The sequence below is a fragment of the Streptomyces sp. NPDC005808 genome (genome assembly GCF_042871385.1).
Taxonomy (GTDB): Bacteria; Actinomycetota; Actinomycetes; order Streptomycetales; family Streptomycetaceae; genus Streptomyces.
Window position 1 is genome coordinate 71,288 of the sequence record NZ_JBIAIK010000012.1, and the last position, 13,505, is coordinate 84,792.

13 protein-coding genes are annotated in these 13,505 nt (G+C 69.7%); 7 read left to right on the forward strand and 6 right to left on the reverse strand.

Annotated features, from left to right (window positions below; all coding sequences use genetic code 11):
* Positions 1 to 353: 353 nt before the first annotated feature.
* Both ACFYPC_RS25230 and ACFYPC_RS25235 read left to right on the forward strand, forming a co-directional pair.
* Entirely contained in the window at positions 354 to 2,285 is a 1,932-nt protein-coding gene (locus tag ACFYPC_RS25230; RefSeq protein WP_388680227.1) for a 2-oxoacid:acceptor oxidoreductase subunit alpha, read from the forward strand.
* Entirely contained in the window at positions 2,278 to 3,339 is a 1,062-nt protein-coding gene (locus tag ACFYPC_RS25235; protein WP_388680229.1) for a 2-oxoacid:ferredoxin oxidoreductase subunit beta, read from the forward strand. Before ACFYPC_RS25230 ends, ACFYPC_RS25235 begins: the two co-directional genes overlap by 8 nt.
* 101 nt (positions 3,340 to 3,440) lie before the next feature.
* On the opposite strand, the gene ACFYPC_RS25240 is transcribed toward ACFYPC_RS25235, so the two are convergent.
* Positions 3,441 to 3,812: a winged helix-turn-helix transcriptional regulator gene (locus tag ACFYPC_RS25240; RefSeq protein ID WP_388680232.1), complete on the reverse strand. Its 372-nt coding sequence runs from the start codon at positions 3,810 to 3,812 to the stop codon at positions 3,441 to 3,443.
* Positions 3,813 to 3,901: 89 nt separating this feature from the next.
* On the opposite strand from ACFYPC_RS25240, the gene ACFYPC_RS25245 reads away from it, so the two are divergent.
* Both ACFYPC_RS25245 and rarD read left to right on the forward strand, forming a co-directional pair.
* A complete protein-coding gene (locus ACFYPC_RS25245; protein ID WP_388680235.1) occupies positions 3,902 to 4,756 on the forward strand; it encodes an NAD(P)H-binding protein in 855 nt (284 codons plus the stop codon).
* A gap of 224 nt (positions 4,757 to 4,980) precedes the next feature.
* The gene (gene rarD, locus ACFYPC_RS25250) at positions 4,981 to 5,946 is read left to right on the forward strand and encodes an EamA family transporter RarD (RefSeq protein ID WP_388680668.1); all 966 of its coding nucleotides are present in this window, start codon (positions 4,981 to 4,983) and stop codon (positions 5,944 to 5,946) included.
* 155 nt (positions 5,947 to 6,101) lie between these two features.
* On the opposite strand, the gene ACFYPC_RS25255 is transcribed toward rarD, so the two are convergent.
* The gene (locus ACFYPC_RS25255; protein WP_388680671.1) at positions 6,102 to 6,713 is read right to left on the reverse strand and encodes a CGNR zinc finger domain-containing protein; all 612 of its coding nucleotides are present in this window, start codon (positions 6,711 to 6,713) and stop codon (positions 6,102 to 6,104) included.
* A 37-nt stretch (positions 6,714 to 6,750) separates the two neighbouring features.
* Between ACFYPC_RS25255 and ACFYPC_RS25260 the strand changes: the two genes are divergently transcribed.
* A complete protein-coding gene (locus ACFYPC_RS25260; RefSeq protein WP_388680238.1) occupies positions 6,751 to 7,209 on the forward strand; it encodes a VOC family protein in 459 nt (152 codons plus the stop codon).
* Positions 7,206 to 7,427, forward strand: coding sequence for a hypothetical protein (locus ACFYPC_RS25265; protein ID WP_388680240.1), 222 nt, complete (start codon positions 7,206 to 7,208; stop codon positions 7,425 to 7,427). The genes ACFYPC_RS25260 and ACFYPC_RS25265 overlap by 4 nt, the downstream gene beginning before the upstream one ends.
* A gap of 45 nt (positions 7,428 to 7,472) precedes the next feature.
* On the opposite strand, the gene ACFYPC_RS25270 is transcribed toward ACFYPC_RS25265, so the two are convergent.
* Entirely contained in the window at positions 7,473 to 8,960 is a 1,488-nt protein-coding gene (locus tag ACFYPC_RS25270; RefSeq protein WP_388680242.1) for a tetratricopeptide repeat protein, read from the reverse strand.
* A 333-nt stretch (positions 8,961 to 9,293) separates the two neighbouring features.
* Between ACFYPC_RS25270 and ACFYPC_RS25275 the strand changes: the two genes are divergently transcribed.
* The gene (locus ACFYPC_RS25275; protein WP_388680245.1) at positions 9,294 to 9,875 is read left to right on the forward strand and encodes a flavodoxin family protein; all 582 of its coding nucleotides are present in this window, start codon (positions 9,294 to 9,296) and stop codon (positions 9,873 to 9,875) included.
* 58 nt (positions 9,876 to 9,933) lie between these two features.
* Here the strand turns inward: ACFYPC_RS25275 and ACFYPC_RS25280 are convergent, their stop codons facing one another.
* The 3 genes from ACFYPC_RS25280 to ACFYPC_RS25290 form a co-directional block, all read right to left on the reverse strand.
* A complete protein-coding gene (locus ACFYPC_RS25280) occupies positions 9,934 to 10,923 on the reverse strand; it encodes an ABC transporter permease (RefSeq protein ID WP_388680248.1) in 990 nt (329 codons plus the stop codon).
* Positions 10,910 to 12,073 carry an ABC transporter ATP-binding protein gene (locus tag ACFYPC_RS25285; protein ID WP_388680251.1) on the reverse strand — a complete coding sequence of 388 codons (1,164 nt, stop codon included), beginning with the start codon at positions 12,071 to 12,073 and terminating at the stop codon, positions 10,910 to 10,912. The genes ACFYPC_RS25280 and ACFYPC_RS25285 overlap by 14 nt, the downstream gene beginning before the upstream one ends.
* Before the next feature lie 98 nt (positions 12,074 to 12,171).
* The gene (locus ACFYPC_RS25290) at positions 12,172 to 13,389 is read right to left on the reverse strand and encodes an outer membrane lipoprotein carrier protein LolA (protein WP_388680254.1); all 1,218 of its coding nucleotides are present in this window, start codon (positions 13,387 to 13,389) and stop codon (positions 12,172 to 12,174) included.
* Positions 13,390 to 13,505 lie beyond the last annotated feature (116 nt).

The window sequence follows — 13,505 nt, forward strand, 5'->3', positions numbered from 1 at the left end:
ACATACCTGAACCACCGGACATCTGACACAGTGTCAGACGACTACCGAAACACCGGCCCGAACGGGAGCCGACCGAACGAGAGCCGACCGAAACGAGAGCCGACCGAAACGAGAGCCGGCCGAAACGAGAGCCGGCCGAGGGGCACGAGAACCGAAGGATGAGTGGGAGCGTCTTCAAAGGAAGCGTCGGGGGGCGGGCAAGTCGTGACAAGTCAGGTCGTCAAGCAGTCTCAAAATGGTGTCCACTGTGCGAATGACCCCGGGAAGGCGACCCTTACAGACGTAGGGTTGATCCTGGGACGGCCTGCGGGAAGGCCACTCCCAGACAGCCGCCTCGAGGGAGGTCCAGTTCAGTGACCAGCCAGGTCAGTAGCGCAGCGGAACAGGCCGACGGAGCCGTCGTAGGAGAACAGCGCAAACCGGCGGGGGCCAAAGAGCTCCGTCGGCTGGACCGGGTGATCATCCGGTTCGCGGGTGACTCGGGTGACGGTATGCAGCTCACCGGCGACCGCTTCACGTCGGAGACGGCGTCGTTCGGCAACGACCTCTCGACCCTTCCGAACTTCCCCGCCGAGATCCGAGCGCCCGCAGGCACCCTGCCGGGCGTTTCGTCTTTCCAGCTGCACTTCGCCGACCACGACATCCTCACTCCCGGCGACGCGCCCAACGTCCTGGTCGCCATGAACCCGGCGGCCCTGAAGGCGAACATCGCCGACGTGCCGCGCGGCGCGGAGATCATCGTCAACACTGACGAGTTCACCAAGCGGGCGATGGCGAAGGTCGGCTACGCAACGAATCCGCTGGAGGACGGTTCGCTGGACGGTTACAGCGTCCATCCCGTCCCTCTCACCACCATGACCGTCGAGGCGCTCAAGGAGTTCGACCTCTCCCGCAAGGAGGCCGAGCGGAGCAAGAACATGTTCGCGCTGGGTCTGTTGTCGTGGATGTATCACCGGCCGACGGAGGGGACGGAGCGGTTCCTGAAGGCCAAGTTCGCGAAGAAGCCGGACATCGCCGCCGCCAATATCGCGGCGTTCCGGGCGGGCTGGAACTTCGGCGAGACGACGGAGGACTTCGCGGTCTCGTACGAGGTCGCCCCGGCCTCGCAGACCTTCCCGACCGGCACCTACCGCAACATCTCCGGGAACCTGGCCCTGTCGTACGGTCTGATCGCGGCCTCGCAGCAGGCGGATCTGCCGTTGTATCTGGGCTCGTACCCGATCACGCCGGCCTCGGACATCCTGCACGAGCTCAGCAGGCACAAGAACTTCGGCGTCCGCACCTTCCAGGCGGAGGACGAGATCGCCGGCATCGGCGCGGCGCTCGGCGCGGCCTTCGGCGGCTCGCTGGCTGTCACCACCACCTCCGGCCCCGGAGTGGCTCTGAAATCGGAGACCATCGGCCTCGCGGTGTCCCTGGAACTGCCGTTGCTGGTCATCGACATCCAGCGCGGCGGCCCGTCGACCGGTCTGCCGACGAAGACGGAGCAGGCGGACCTGTTGCAGGCGATGTTCGGCCGCAATGGCGAGGCGCCGGTGCCGATCGTGGCTCCGCGGACGCCGGCGGACTGTTTCGACGCGGCGATCGAGGCGGCCCGTATCGCGGTGACCTATCGCACCCCGGTGTTCCTGCTCTCCGACGGTTATCTGGCCAACGGCAGCGAGCCGTGGCGGATCCCGGACACCGACGAACTCCCCGACCTCCGCGTCCAGTTCGCCCAGGGACCCAACCACACCCTGGACGACGGCAGTGAGGTGTTCTGGCCCTACAAGCGTGACCCGCAGACCCTGGCCCGGCCGTGGGCGATCCCGGGCACGCCGGGTCTTGAGCACCGCATCGGCGGCATCGAGAAGCAGGACGGCTCGGGCAACATCTCCTACGATCCCGCCAACCACGACTTCATGGTCCGCACCCGGCAGGCAAAGATCGACGGCATCCGGGTGCCGGACCTGGACGTGGACGACCCGTCCGGGGCGGCCGACACCCTTGTCCTGGGCTGGGGTTCGACCTATGGGCCGATCACGGCGGCGGTACGGCGATTGCGGGCGGCCGGGGACTCCATCGCGCAGGCCCATCTGCGCCACCTCAATCCCTTCCCGTCCAATCTGGGCGCGGTGCTGAAGGGTTACGACAAGGTGGTGATCCCGGAGATGAACCTCGGCCAGCTCGCCACCCTCGTCCGGGCGAAGTACCTGGTGGACGCCCACTCCTACAACCAGGTCAACGGCATGCCGTTCAAGGCTGAGCAGCTCGCCACGGCGCTCAAGGAGGCCATCGATGACTGACATCGGCAACGGGCTGCTGCAACTGGTCCCCAGGGCCGAGGGCGTGCAGTCCATGAAGGACTTCAAGTCCGACCAGGAAGTGCGCTGGTGCCCCGGCTGCGGTGACTACGCGATCCTCGCCGCCGTACAAGGCTTCATGCCCGAACTCGGCCTGGCGAAGGAGAACATCGTCTTCGTCTCGGGCATCGGCTGCTCCTCCCGCTTCCCGTACTACATGAACACCTACGGGATGCACTCCATCCACGGCCGCGCCCCCGCCATCGCCACCGGACTGGCCTCCAGCAGACGGGACTTGAGCGTGTGGGTGGTCACCGGTGACGGTGACGCACTGTCCATCGGCGGCAACCACCTCATCCACGCCCTGCGCCGCAACGTGAACCTGAAGATCCTTCTCTTCAACAACCGGATCTACGGCCTCACCAAGGGCCAGTACAGCCCGACTTCAGAAATCGGCAAGATCACGAAGTCGACGCCGATGGGCTCGCTGGACGCGCCCTTCAACCCGGTGTCGCTGGCGATCGGCGCAGAGGCCTCCTTCGTGGCCCGCACGGTGGACTCCGACCGCAAACACCTCACCGACGTGCTGCGCCAGGCCGCCGCCCACCCCGGCACGGCGCTGGTGGAGATCTACCAGAACTGCAACATTTTCAACGACGGCGCCTTCGAGGTCCTGAAGGACAGGCAGCAGGCCCAGGAGGCGGTGATCCGCCTGGAGCACGGGCAGCCCATCCGCTTCGGCACCGACCTCGCCAAGGGCGTCGTACGGGACAGGCTGACCGGCGACCTCGAGGCCGTCACCGTCACCGCGGACAACGAGGCCGACATCCTGGTCCACGACGCCCACTCCGTGTCCCCGACCACGGCCTTCGCGCTCTCCCGGCTCGCCGACCCGGACACCCTGCACCACACCCCCATCGGCGTGTTCCGCAGCGTCGAACGCCCCGTCTACGACACCCAGATGTCCGACCAGCTCGACACCGCCATCGAACAGCACGGCAAGGGCGACCTCGCCGCACTGCTCGCGGGCGGCGACACCTGGACGGTCGTCGGCTGATCGCTCAGTGACCTCCTACAGGGCCCGGGTCACCGCGTACGTCCTACCACAGGGCTCGGGCCATCAGGTCCGGGCCCTGTCGTATGCCTCGGCCCGGGCCATCAGGTCCGGGCCCTGTCGTACTCCTCGCGCGCCTTCACCACGTCGTCCATTCGCTCTTCCGTCCAGACCCCCAGCGCACTCACCAGCCGGGCGGCCTCGCGGCCAAGATCGGTGAGGGAGTAGTCGACCCGGGGTGGGATCACGGGCTTGGCGTCGCGATGGACGAGACCGTCGCGCTCCAGGGTCTGCAGGGTCTGGGTCAGCATCTTCTCGCTGACGCGGCCGATCGCGCGGCGCAGCTCGCTGAAGCGGTGGGAGCGTTCGTTCAGCTCGATCAGGACGAGGACGCCCCATCGGCTGGTGACGTGCTCCAGGACGAGGCGGTGCGGGCACATGGCCTCGCTCTCGGTGTTCCAGTTCCTTACCGGCATGTCAGTACCTTACTTTAAAGTGGGTACTTTCTATAGGTTAGTACGTCTCCTAGGGTTAGTGCCAAGCCACCCGCAAGGAGAGAGCAAACATGAGCATCGTCGTCACCGGAGCCACCGGACACCTCGGCCGCCACGTCATCGAGGGACTGCTGGAGAAGGTTCCGGCCGATCGGATCACCGCTGTCGTGCGGGACGAGGCGAAGGCCGCCGGGTTCGCGGCCCGCGGGGTGAAGATCGCGGTCGCCGACTACAACGCCCCCGAGACCTTCGACGGCCTCCTCTCCACCGGCGACAAGGTGCTGCTGATCTCCGGGAACGAGTTCCACCTCGGCCGCGTCGGCCAGCACCAGGTCGTCATCGACGCCGCCAGGGCCGCCGGCGCCGCGCTCCTCGCGTACACCAGCGCTCCCGGCAACCTCACGGCCGCCCTGGCCGACGACCACCGGGCCACGGAGGAGGCGATCCTCGCGTCCGGAGTGCCGTACTCCCTGCTGCGCAACGGCTGGTACAACGAGAACTACACCGAGAATCTCGCCCCCGTCCTCGAGCACGGCGCCGTCGTCCAGGCCGCGGGTGACGGCCGTGTCGCAGGTGCCGCGCGTGCCGACTACGCCGCTGCCGCCGTGGCGGTGCTGACCGGCGAGGGCCACGAGAACACGACGTACGAGCTGAGCGGCGACACCACGTTCGGCATCGCCGAGTACGCCGCCGAGGTGGCCAAGCACTCCGGCGAGGAGATCGCGTACAACTCCGTCTCCCCCGATGTCTACCTCGGCATACTGACCGGCGCCGGACTGCCCGAGGCCCTCGCCACTCTCCTGGTGGGCGTGGAGGCGTCCATCGAGAAGGGTGAGCTCGCCGGCACGACCGGCGATCTGTCCCGGCTGACCGGTCGCCCGACCACGCCGATCGCCGAGTCGGTCGCGGCGGCGCTGAAGGGCTGACTCCCCTCGGACCCTCGCTACCGCTGCCCTCACCCCCGACCGCCGAGCAGGTCGCCGCGTGCCCTGTCACGACCGTATGGCGATACGGGCATGACAGGCGGGGGTGCCCGGCGCTACCTTCTTGAAGGCCGTACGGGCGCGGCCGCACGGGCGAGGAGGACGCGGTGGCGAAGGCCAGGGGCGAGCAGCACATAGGTCTGCTGAACGGCATCGCCGCGTACGGCATGTGGGGCCTCGTCCCCCTCTTCTGGCCGCTGCTCGAACCCGCCGGGGCGGCCGAGATCCTCGCCCACCGGATGGTGTGGTCGCTGGCCTTCGTCGGGATCGCGCTCGTCGTGATGCGCCGCTGGGCCTGGGCCGGTGAGCTGATCCGGCAGCCGCGCAAACTCGGGCTGATCACGGTGGCCGCCGCCCTCATCACCGTGAACTGGGGCGTCTACATCTGGTCCGTGAACTCGGGGCACGTGGTCGAGGCCTCGCTCGGCTACTTCATCAACCCGCTGGTCTCCATCGCGCTGGGTGTACTGATCCTCAAGGAGCGGATGCGGCCCCTGCAGTGGACGGCGGTCGGTGTCGCCTTCGTCGCGGTGGTCGTCCTCACCCTCGGCTACGGCAGCCCGCCCTGGATCTCCCTCACCCTCGCCTTCTCCTTCGGCACCTACGGGCTGGTCAAGAAGAAGGTCAACCTCGGCGGCATCGAGTCGCTCGCCGCCGAGACGGCCGTCCAGTTCCTGCCCGCGCTGGGCTTTCTGCTGTGGCTGGGGTCGACCGGGAAGGCGACCTTCGCCGCCGAGGGCGCCGGGCACATGGCGCTGCTCGCGGCGACGGGTGTGGTGACCGCGATTCCGCTGGTCTGCTTCGGCGCCGCCGCGATCCGCGTACCGCTGTCCACGCTGGGGCTCCTCCAGTACCTCGCCCCGGTCTTCCAGTTCCTGCTCGGCATCCTCTACTTCCACGAGGCCATGCCGCCCGAGCGCTGGGCCGGGTTCGCGCTCGTCTGGCTCGCGCTGTCGCTGCTCACCTTCGACGGGCTGCGCACCGCGCGCCGGGCGGCCCGGACGCTCAGGGCCGAGACCAGGGTCCCCAGGACCACCATCGCGACCGGCACGGTCAGCGCCGCGCGGACCGCGGACAGCGTCGCGTCCGGCTCAGTGACAGCCGGCCTCGATCCCGTCGACGCCAAGCCGTAGACCGCGGTCACCGCCGAGATCCCGATCGCCGAGCCGAACTGCGTCGGCCGGGGGAGACTGTGACCTGGGCCGTCGTCGAGGCGTGAGTGACGCGGATCCGTGCGCCCTCCTGATAGCCGCGGACCTCGCCCTTGGTGGGTTTCCTATCGGGCTTCCTATCGGGTTTCCTGTCGAGCTTCTGAGTCGGCCCTGCGGGCTCGGTGGGCGCGGGCCTTGTGGAGGTTGCCGCAGTGCTCCATGGCGCACCAGCGGCGGCGGCCGGGGCGGGAGGTGTCGACGAAGAGCAGGTAGCAGTTGTCGGACCCGCACTCGCGGATGCGGTCGGCGTACGGGCCGGTGAAAAGGTCCACGGCGTCGCGCGCGACGGTGGAGAGGAGCTGGGTGCCCGTGGCATCGGGGGCCCAGGCGTACGTACCGTCCGGCGCGATGCGGCCGACCAGTGGCGGTTCGGCCGCGGCCGCGTTGAGGACGGCCAGGTCTCGGGGGTTCGGCGGGCGGCCGTGGGCGCGGTCGGCGGTCAGCAGGAACAAGGCGTCGCGCACGGTTCGAACGTGCGCCAACTCCCGCTGCTCTATCGACAGTTCGAGCCCAGGCGAAAGGCGACTGCGGGCCGCCCAGTGCGCCAGGTCCGACGGCTCGTGCAGCACCTCGTAGCGGGCGAACTCGCCCGGACCGCCCGTCGTCAGCAGTTCCAGGCAGAGCGCGCCCGGGTCGAAGCGGAAGGACTTCCCGCCGTACGACACGAGGGTCAACCCCGGCGATTCCATTGCGCGCTCGCTCACGTAACCACTATAAGTGGTTACCATGACTCACGCGACCCTGCACTGGAAGCTCGTCATCGACGCGGCCGACCCGCACGCCCAGGCCGACTTCTGGGCCGCCGCCCTCGGCTACGAGGTCGAGGACAACAGCGCGCTCGTCGAAAAACTGCTGGGCCTCGGTGCCGTACCGGCCGAGCTCACCGTCGAGTCCCACGGCCACCGGGCCTTTCGGGATCTGATCGCCGTACGGCATCCGGATGATCCGTACGAGGAGGAGAGCGGGACCGGGCTCGGGCGGCGGCTGCTCTTCCAGCGTGTACCGGAGCCGAAGACCGTCAAGAACCGCCTTCATCTCGACCTGCACGCGGGGGCCGAGCGGCGTTCGGACGAGGTCGCCCGGCTGGAGGGGCTGGGGGCGGCGGTGCTGCGGCAGGTGAAGGAGCCGGGCGGCGAGTGGGTGGTGATGACGGACCCCGAGGGGAACGAGTTCTGCGTGCAGTGACCGCGGACCACATCAACACAGCGGCCCAGGCCGCCAAGTGGAGCGGCACGGCGGGCCTGGCACCTTCGACCGCCGTTACCGCCGTTACCGCTGTTGCCGCTGTTGCCGCTGTTGCCGCTGCTACCGCTCCCCTGCGACGCGCGTCGAACATCAACGCCGAGGCGTTGCTGTACCGGAACGGGGACGCGCCGGCTTGGGCGGTGTGGGAGTTGTCCTGACTCCCCGTGGTGCCCCCGCAGTTCCCCGTTCTGGTGGGTGCAGGGTCAGTCGGACTGGCTGCGGGCTCGTTCGGTCAGGCGGCCCATGCGGGTGCGGGTCTTTTCGAGCTGTTCGATGTCGTCGGCGGCCGGGCCGCCGTCGGCCGTGAGTTCGGTCCACACGCCGATCAGGTCGCGTCCGAGGTCCAGACCCAGCGAGGGGTCACGTACCGCACGCCAGGCCGTGGCCGCGCTCTGTACGTTGCCGTACGCGGCATCCGCGTCCCGGTGCCTTCGGTGCACCCTGGCCAGGTCGAGCGAGAGCTGGAAGGACCGGGGCGCGTCGCCGCCCAAGTAGGCGATGTATGCGGTCAGTTCGCGCACCCGCAGCGCCTCCGGGTGCTCCGGGCCCAGTGCCTGCGCGGCCTCCGCGACAGCGCGCTCCGCCATGCCCGCGGCCTCTTCGATCCTGCCCTCCTGCACGGCCTCGTTGATCCGCGTCACGTGCTCCGACAGGAAGGCCGCCTCGCCCGCGCCTTCCGGCACCGGCGCCAGTACGGCTTCGGCGACGGCGTCGAAGCCCCGCACGGGAGGGGGCTTCGACTCCGGTTCGGGGACGGGTTCCAGATCGAGGTTCAGATTCAGATTCAGGTTCAGGTCGATCGGGGACCTGGCAGCCTTCCGCGCGGTCAGGTCGGGCGGCGGGCCGAACTCGCCCGTCGGGGAGACCGCGACGCCGGGCGGCCTGTCCGTATCCCCCGTCGACTCCGGCAGCGACCGCAGTGCGAAAGCCGACGGAGGGAGGACACTCGGCGCGGGGTCGGTGGGCGCCGAGGGCCATACCGGGTCGACCGGCGGGGCGGGGGGCACCGGGGGCGTCCCGCCCGACGACGTGGGCGGAACCGGCGGCGACGACGGCAGCGGTGACGATGACTGCGGAGGCGGTGGAGGCATCGGCGGTTGCCGCATCTGCCCGGGCTCAGGCTCGGCCGGGTACGAGTGCGGATCCGGGTACGGCTGCCGCTGCGGCTGCGGCTGCGGATCCGGGTACGGCTGTGGATCGGGGTACGGCTGCCGCTGCGACTGTGGATCCGAGTACGGGTACGACTGCGGATCCGGATACGGCTGGGACTGCGGCTCGCGCTGTGGATACGGCCGGGACTGCGGCTCGCGCTGTGGGTGCGGCTGGAATCGGCGTGGCTCGCCCACGTAGGAACTCGACCCGTCCACGTACACCTGAATCGGTACGACGAAGCCGGTGCGTTCGTCGTGGATCGAGGCGAGCACAGGCCGGCCGCTGGTGAGGGCGAGGCGGTGGAGGTGGTCGAGGACGGCGGCCTGGACGGTCTGGCCGGCGGCGGCGTAGACCGGCACGCCGCCGACCGTGGCGCCGCCGCCCGGAGCGGTGCCCCCCGGAGCGGTGCCTCCCGCGGAGGCGGGCACCCGTACCTCGACCGGCGTCACCGCGGGGTCCACACACTCCCCGGGATCGGCGCCTTCCTCCGCGCGCCGCCGTTTGAGTTCCCGCTTCTGTTCGCGGCTGAGTCGAGACATCGTGCCCTCACTCGGGGTGATCGGGGGAGGAAGGGGGGACAGGGAGGTCGGCGCCGAAAGGGATGTCCGCGCGTGTGCCCACCGGTCCACCCTGGTCCCGCGGACCACAGTGCGTCAACGCCGACGGTCGCGAGGCGGGGACGGCCCCGGTGCCGATCACCCTCGTACATATCCTCGCCTCCCTCCTCACTTCAGTCCCAGCCGGGGTGCGCCCACTGCACCCAGCCGGGGCACCGAATGGATGCCCACTGGACAACTAGATGCGTACGCATATATTGTCCACGCATGTAGTTGCGGCAGCCATCGTTCGCCGCGCGCACCCTAGGGGGACCCATGAGCCGCCATTTCCTGTTCCTGCTCGGCAGCAGCCGCTCCGACGGCAACACCGAACTGCTGGCCCGCGAGGCCGCCGAACAGCTGCCGGCGGAGGCCGAGCAGCGGTGGCTCAGCCTCGCCGACCATCCACTGCCGGACTTCGAGGACCTGCGGCACGACAGTGACCACGTCCGCCCGACCGAGGGCAGCACGGGCCTGCTCCTCGACGCGACGCTCGCAGCGACGGACATCGTCATCGCGTCGCCTCTGTACTGGTACTCGGTCTCCGCCTCCACCAAGCGCTACCTCGACTACTGGTCGGGCTGGTTGCGCACCCCCGGCGTCGACTTCAAGGCCACTATGGCGGGGCGCACGCTTTGGGGTGTCACCGCGCTTGCGCACGAGGAGCAGGAGGTCGCCGACCCGCTGATCGGCACCCTCAACCACTCGGCCGCGTACATGGGCATGCGCTTCGGCGGAGTCCTGCTCGGCAACGGCAGCAAGCCCGGTGACGTACTCGACGACACCGAGGCCCTGGCCCGTGCGAAGACCTTCTTCGCAGAGCAGCCGCCGCTCGCCCGCTTTCCCTACGACGGCTGAGGACCGGTTCCGGGGCCGGAGTCCGAGGGGTTCGTGGGGATCCGGAGGGGGCCGGTGCTCAGGCCGTGATGTCCTTCGTCGTGAATCGGGCCCACGCCGCCGACCCGAACACGGCCGCGTACAAGGCTTGCAGGCCGAGGTTGTGGACCAGGTCGTCCCAGTACACCGGGTCGCGCATGAGGTCGGCGAAGGACAGCCAGTAGTGGGAGAAGAAGTACGGCTGGAGCGCGTGGAGTTGGGGGATCTGGTCGAGGATCTGGATGGTGATGAGGAGTCCGACGGTCGTCGCCATCGCGGCGATGCCGCTGCCCGTCAGCGTCGAGATGAACAGCCCGAGCGCCGCGACACCGATCAGTGAGGCCGCGACGACCAGGGCGATGAGCAGGGCCCTGCCGAGTCCCTCCGCAAAGCTGATCCGGGTTCCGGAAATCGTCGTCAGCTCGCCCAGGGGGAACAGCAGCGCCCCCACCGCGAGCGCCGAGGCCGCCACGACGAGGGTCGCGACCAGGCAGAACGTCATGGTGGTCGCGTACTTGGTGAGGAGGAGGCGGGTCCGGCCGGCGGGCGCGACCAGGAGGTACCGCAGGGTTCCCGCGTTCGCCTCGCCTGCGATCGCGTCGCCCGCGATGACGCCGATCGCCATCGGCAGGAAGAAGGGGAGCGTCGCGGCAAGCGCCGTGAACACCAGGAACAGGCCGTTGTTGGTGATCTGCGCGATGAACGCCGGTCCTTCGCCACCGCCGCCGCCCGGGCCGCCCCCGGATCCGTCGTTCGTCTCGATCTTGATGGCGATACCGATGAGGACCGGCACCGCCGCCAGCACACCGAGCAGCGCGATGGTCCGCCAGCGCCGGAAAGTGGTGACCAGCTCGCTGCGGAACAGCCCGAACGTCCAGAGCGGACCGGGGACACGTGGAGACCTGGGCGCACGCGCAGGACTGGAGGCGCCCACAGGACCGGGGGCACCCACAGGACCGGAAGCACCCACAGGACCGGGGGCACCGGCAGCTACCGCTTCGGTCTGGGAAACAATCTCAGCCCGCGACATCGAAGCCCTCCCCCGTCAGCGCCACGAACGCGTCCTCCAGCGAGGCCCGTTCAACCCCGAAACCGCGGACCCGGACGCCCGCCGTGACCAACGCGGCGTTCAGGTCGGCGAGTTCGCGCTCCGGGGGCTCGGCGGTCACCCCCGTGTCCGTCACGACGAGATCCCCGACTCCTTGTTCCTTCAGTACGCGCGCCGCGTCCGCGGGATCGGGCGTCGTCACGACGAGACGCCCGCGCGCACCCGCCGCGAGATCGGCCACCGCGCCCTGCGTGATGAGCCGGCCCTGCGCCATCACGGCCGCATGCGTGCACACCTGCTCGATCTCGTCGAGCAGGTGCGAGGAGAGGAAGACGGTCGTGCCGTCCGACGCCAACTCCCTCACCAGGGCACGGATTTCGCGCATTCCCTGCGGATCGAGGCCGTTGGTCGGCTCGTCCAGGACAAGCAGGCGGCGGGGCTGGAGCAGCGCCGCCGCGAGCCCGAGCCGCTGCTTCATACCGAGTGAGTACGCCTTCGCCTTCTTGCCGGCGGCAGCGGCGAGCCCGACCCGGTCGAGGGCGGCGGCGACGCGTGTACGCCGGGTGCGGGGGTCGGCGGTCGGGTCGGCGGCGTCGTACCGGAGGAGGTTGTCGCGGCCGGAGAGGAAGCCGTACAGCGCGGGGCCCTCGATGAGGGCGCCCACCTGCGGGAGCACGGCGCGGGTGGCCCGGGGCATGGGCTGCCCCAGGACACGCGCCGTGCCCGAGGTCGGCTGGATCAGGCCCATCAGCATGCGGATGGTGGTGGTCTTGCCCGAGCCGTTCGGCCCGAGGAAGCCGAAGACGCTGCCCGCCGGGACGGTCAGGTCCAGGCCGTCGACGGCGAGCTGTCCGCCGCGGAAGCGCTTGGTGAGCCCACGGGTCACGATCACGGTGTCGTCGACCGGGGTCGTCTCGACCGCGCTCGCCGTGGCCGGAGCCGCCGCGGCCGTGCTCGCTGTTGCCGGGGCCGCCGCGACCGGAGCCACCGTGGCCGTGTTCACCACGCCCGGCTCCGCCCTGGCCGGGGCCGCCGCGCCCGTGCTCGCCGCCCCCGGGTTCGCCGCGGTGGCGCTCACCGCCCCTCCCGGCTCGCCCACCGGGTCGGGCTCCGCGGCGGACAGTTCCTCCATGGGCTCCCTCAATCAGTCGGAATTCGTCGCGCGGCTACGGGACTTTCGCTGCCGCGCGACGAGACTCACGAGTCCTGCTGGGCCTCCTACTGGGCCTCCTACTGGGCCGCGTTGGCCGCCTTGACCAGCGCGTCCTTGGTGACGGCACCGGCGTACACCTTGCCGTCGTCCGTGATCAGCGCGTTGACCAGGCGGGTCGAGAAGACCGTGCCCGAGCCGAACTCGCCGGTGACCTGGTCGCCGAGAGAGTTCAGGAACCCGTCGACGTCGCTGTTGCCGGAGGAGCCGGACGGTACGCCCGCGCCGCCCTTGCCGCCCGTGTCGAACTCGGCGATGGCGTTCCACCCCTCGCCGATGGTCTTGAGTCCCTCGAGCCCCTTGCTCAGGTCCTCTTCGGACTTCTGGGAGGACTCCGGCGCCTTCACGTCGTCGCCCTCGGTGACCTTCGCACCCTTGGGCGGGGTGAAGTCGAAGGTCGACGCGGCCGGCTTGGAGAAGTCGACCTTGGTGAAGCCCGCGTCCACGACGGCCGCGCCGCCGCTCGCCGGAGTGAGCGTGAACTTCAGCGGCAGCCCCGTCTTGGAGTCGACGGCGATGGTGATCGCACCGACCGTGGTGCCCGACTGCTTCGGCTTGATGAGCAGCTTGTACGCGTCACGGCCCGCGACCTGCGCGGTGCCGTCGACCGTCACGGAGGTGGTGTCGTCGACGGCCTTGAGGGCCTCGTCGGCGAGCTCCTGGGGAGTGGCCGGGACGTCCGCCTGGCCCTTCTCCGTCCCGGACTTGGGCGCGGTCGAGTGGTAGACCTCGTTCGACTTGCTGTCGTACCCCCACAGGTCCGTGCCGTTGTGGATGACGCTGTACTCGGAAGCGCTGTCCAGGAGGGAGACCTTGGCCTTGTCGGGGCCGTCGGCCGCGACGCGCAGTGTGTGCGTGCCGGTGGCCAGTTCCAGGAGCTTGGACGACGGGTCGGCGGACGAACCGCCACTGCCACCGCCCTGCACGGCCCCGGAAGCGAAGCTGCTCTCCAGGCCACCGAGGTCGGGAAGCCCCAGGTCGGTGCTGATCTTCACGGTGCCGGACAGTTGCTCGACGTCCGACTTGGCGATCTTCTCGATGAGCTGCTGGGCGCTGATCTTGGGCAGATCGGGGTCACCGGAGTCGGCGAGCGCCGGGACGAGCCCGATGGTCGCCGCCGCCACCCCCATCACCGCGACCGGGACGACGTAACGCGCCGCCTTCCGCCGGCCGGCGCGCACGTCCTCGGCCTCGGCCTCGCCGGCGTTCGTGCTGTGGTCGGATTCGTACGGTGCCATGTGTGCCTTACCTCCGTCGTCGGCGGCGGCTCGTCGTGCTGCACTGGTCCACTCTTAGCCGCCATTCTCACCCGAACCGGTGAGGAGTGGTGTTCTCCATCTGACCAAATCGACGG

What these genes read in the sequence shown, in the direction of transcription:
- ACFYPC_RS25260 (WP_388680238.1), top strand. Translation starts at nt 6,751, where the DNA reads ATGACTCACGCGACCCTGCACTGGAAGCTCGTCATCGACGCGGCCGAC.
- ACFYPC_RS25290 (WP_388680254.1), bottom strand. Translation starts at nt 13,389, where the DNA reads ATGGCACCGTACGAATCCGACCACAGCACGAACGCCGGCGAGGCCGAG.
- ACFYPC_RS25240 (WP_388680232.1), bottom strand. Translation starts at nt 3,812, where the DNA reads ATGCCGGTAAGGAACTGGAACACCGAGAGCGAGGCCATGTGCCCGCAC.
- ACFYPC_RS25255 (WP_388680671.1), bottom strand. Translation starts at nt 6,713, where the DNA reads ATGGAATCGCCGGGGTTGACCCTCGTGTCGTACGGCGGGAAGTCCTTC.
- ACFYPC_RS25285 (WP_388680251.1), bottom strand. Translation starts at nt 12,073, where the DNA reads ATGGAGGAACTGTCCGCCGCGGAGCCCGACCCGGTGGGCGAGCCGGGA.
- ACFYPC_RS25245 (WP_388680235.1), top strand. Translation starts at nt 3,902, where the DNA reads ATGAGCATCGTCGTCACCGGAGCCACCGGACACCTCGGCCGCCACGTC.
- ACFYPC_RS25235 (WP_388680229.1), top strand. Translation starts at nt 2,278, where the DNA reads ATGACTGACATCGGCAACGGGCTGCTGCAACTGGTCCCCAGGGCCGAG.
- ACFYPC_RS25270 (WP_388680242.1), bottom strand. Translation starts at nt 8,960, where the DNA reads ATGTCTCGACTCAGCCGCGAACAGAAGCGGGAACTCAAACGGCGGCGC.
- ACFYPC_RS25280 (WP_388680248.1), bottom strand. Translation starts at nt 10,923, where the DNA reads ATGTCGCGGGCTGAGATTGTTTCCCAGACCGAAGCGGTAGCTGCCGGT.
- ACFYPC_RS25275 (WP_388680245.1), top strand. Translation starts at nt 9,294, where the DNA reads ATGAGCCGCCATTTCCTGTTCCTGCTCGGCAGCAGCCGCTCCGACGGC.
- rarD (WP_388680668.1), top strand. Translation starts at nt 4,981, where the DNA reads ATGTGGGGCCTCGTCCCCCTCTTCTGGCCGCTGCTCGAACCCGCCGGG.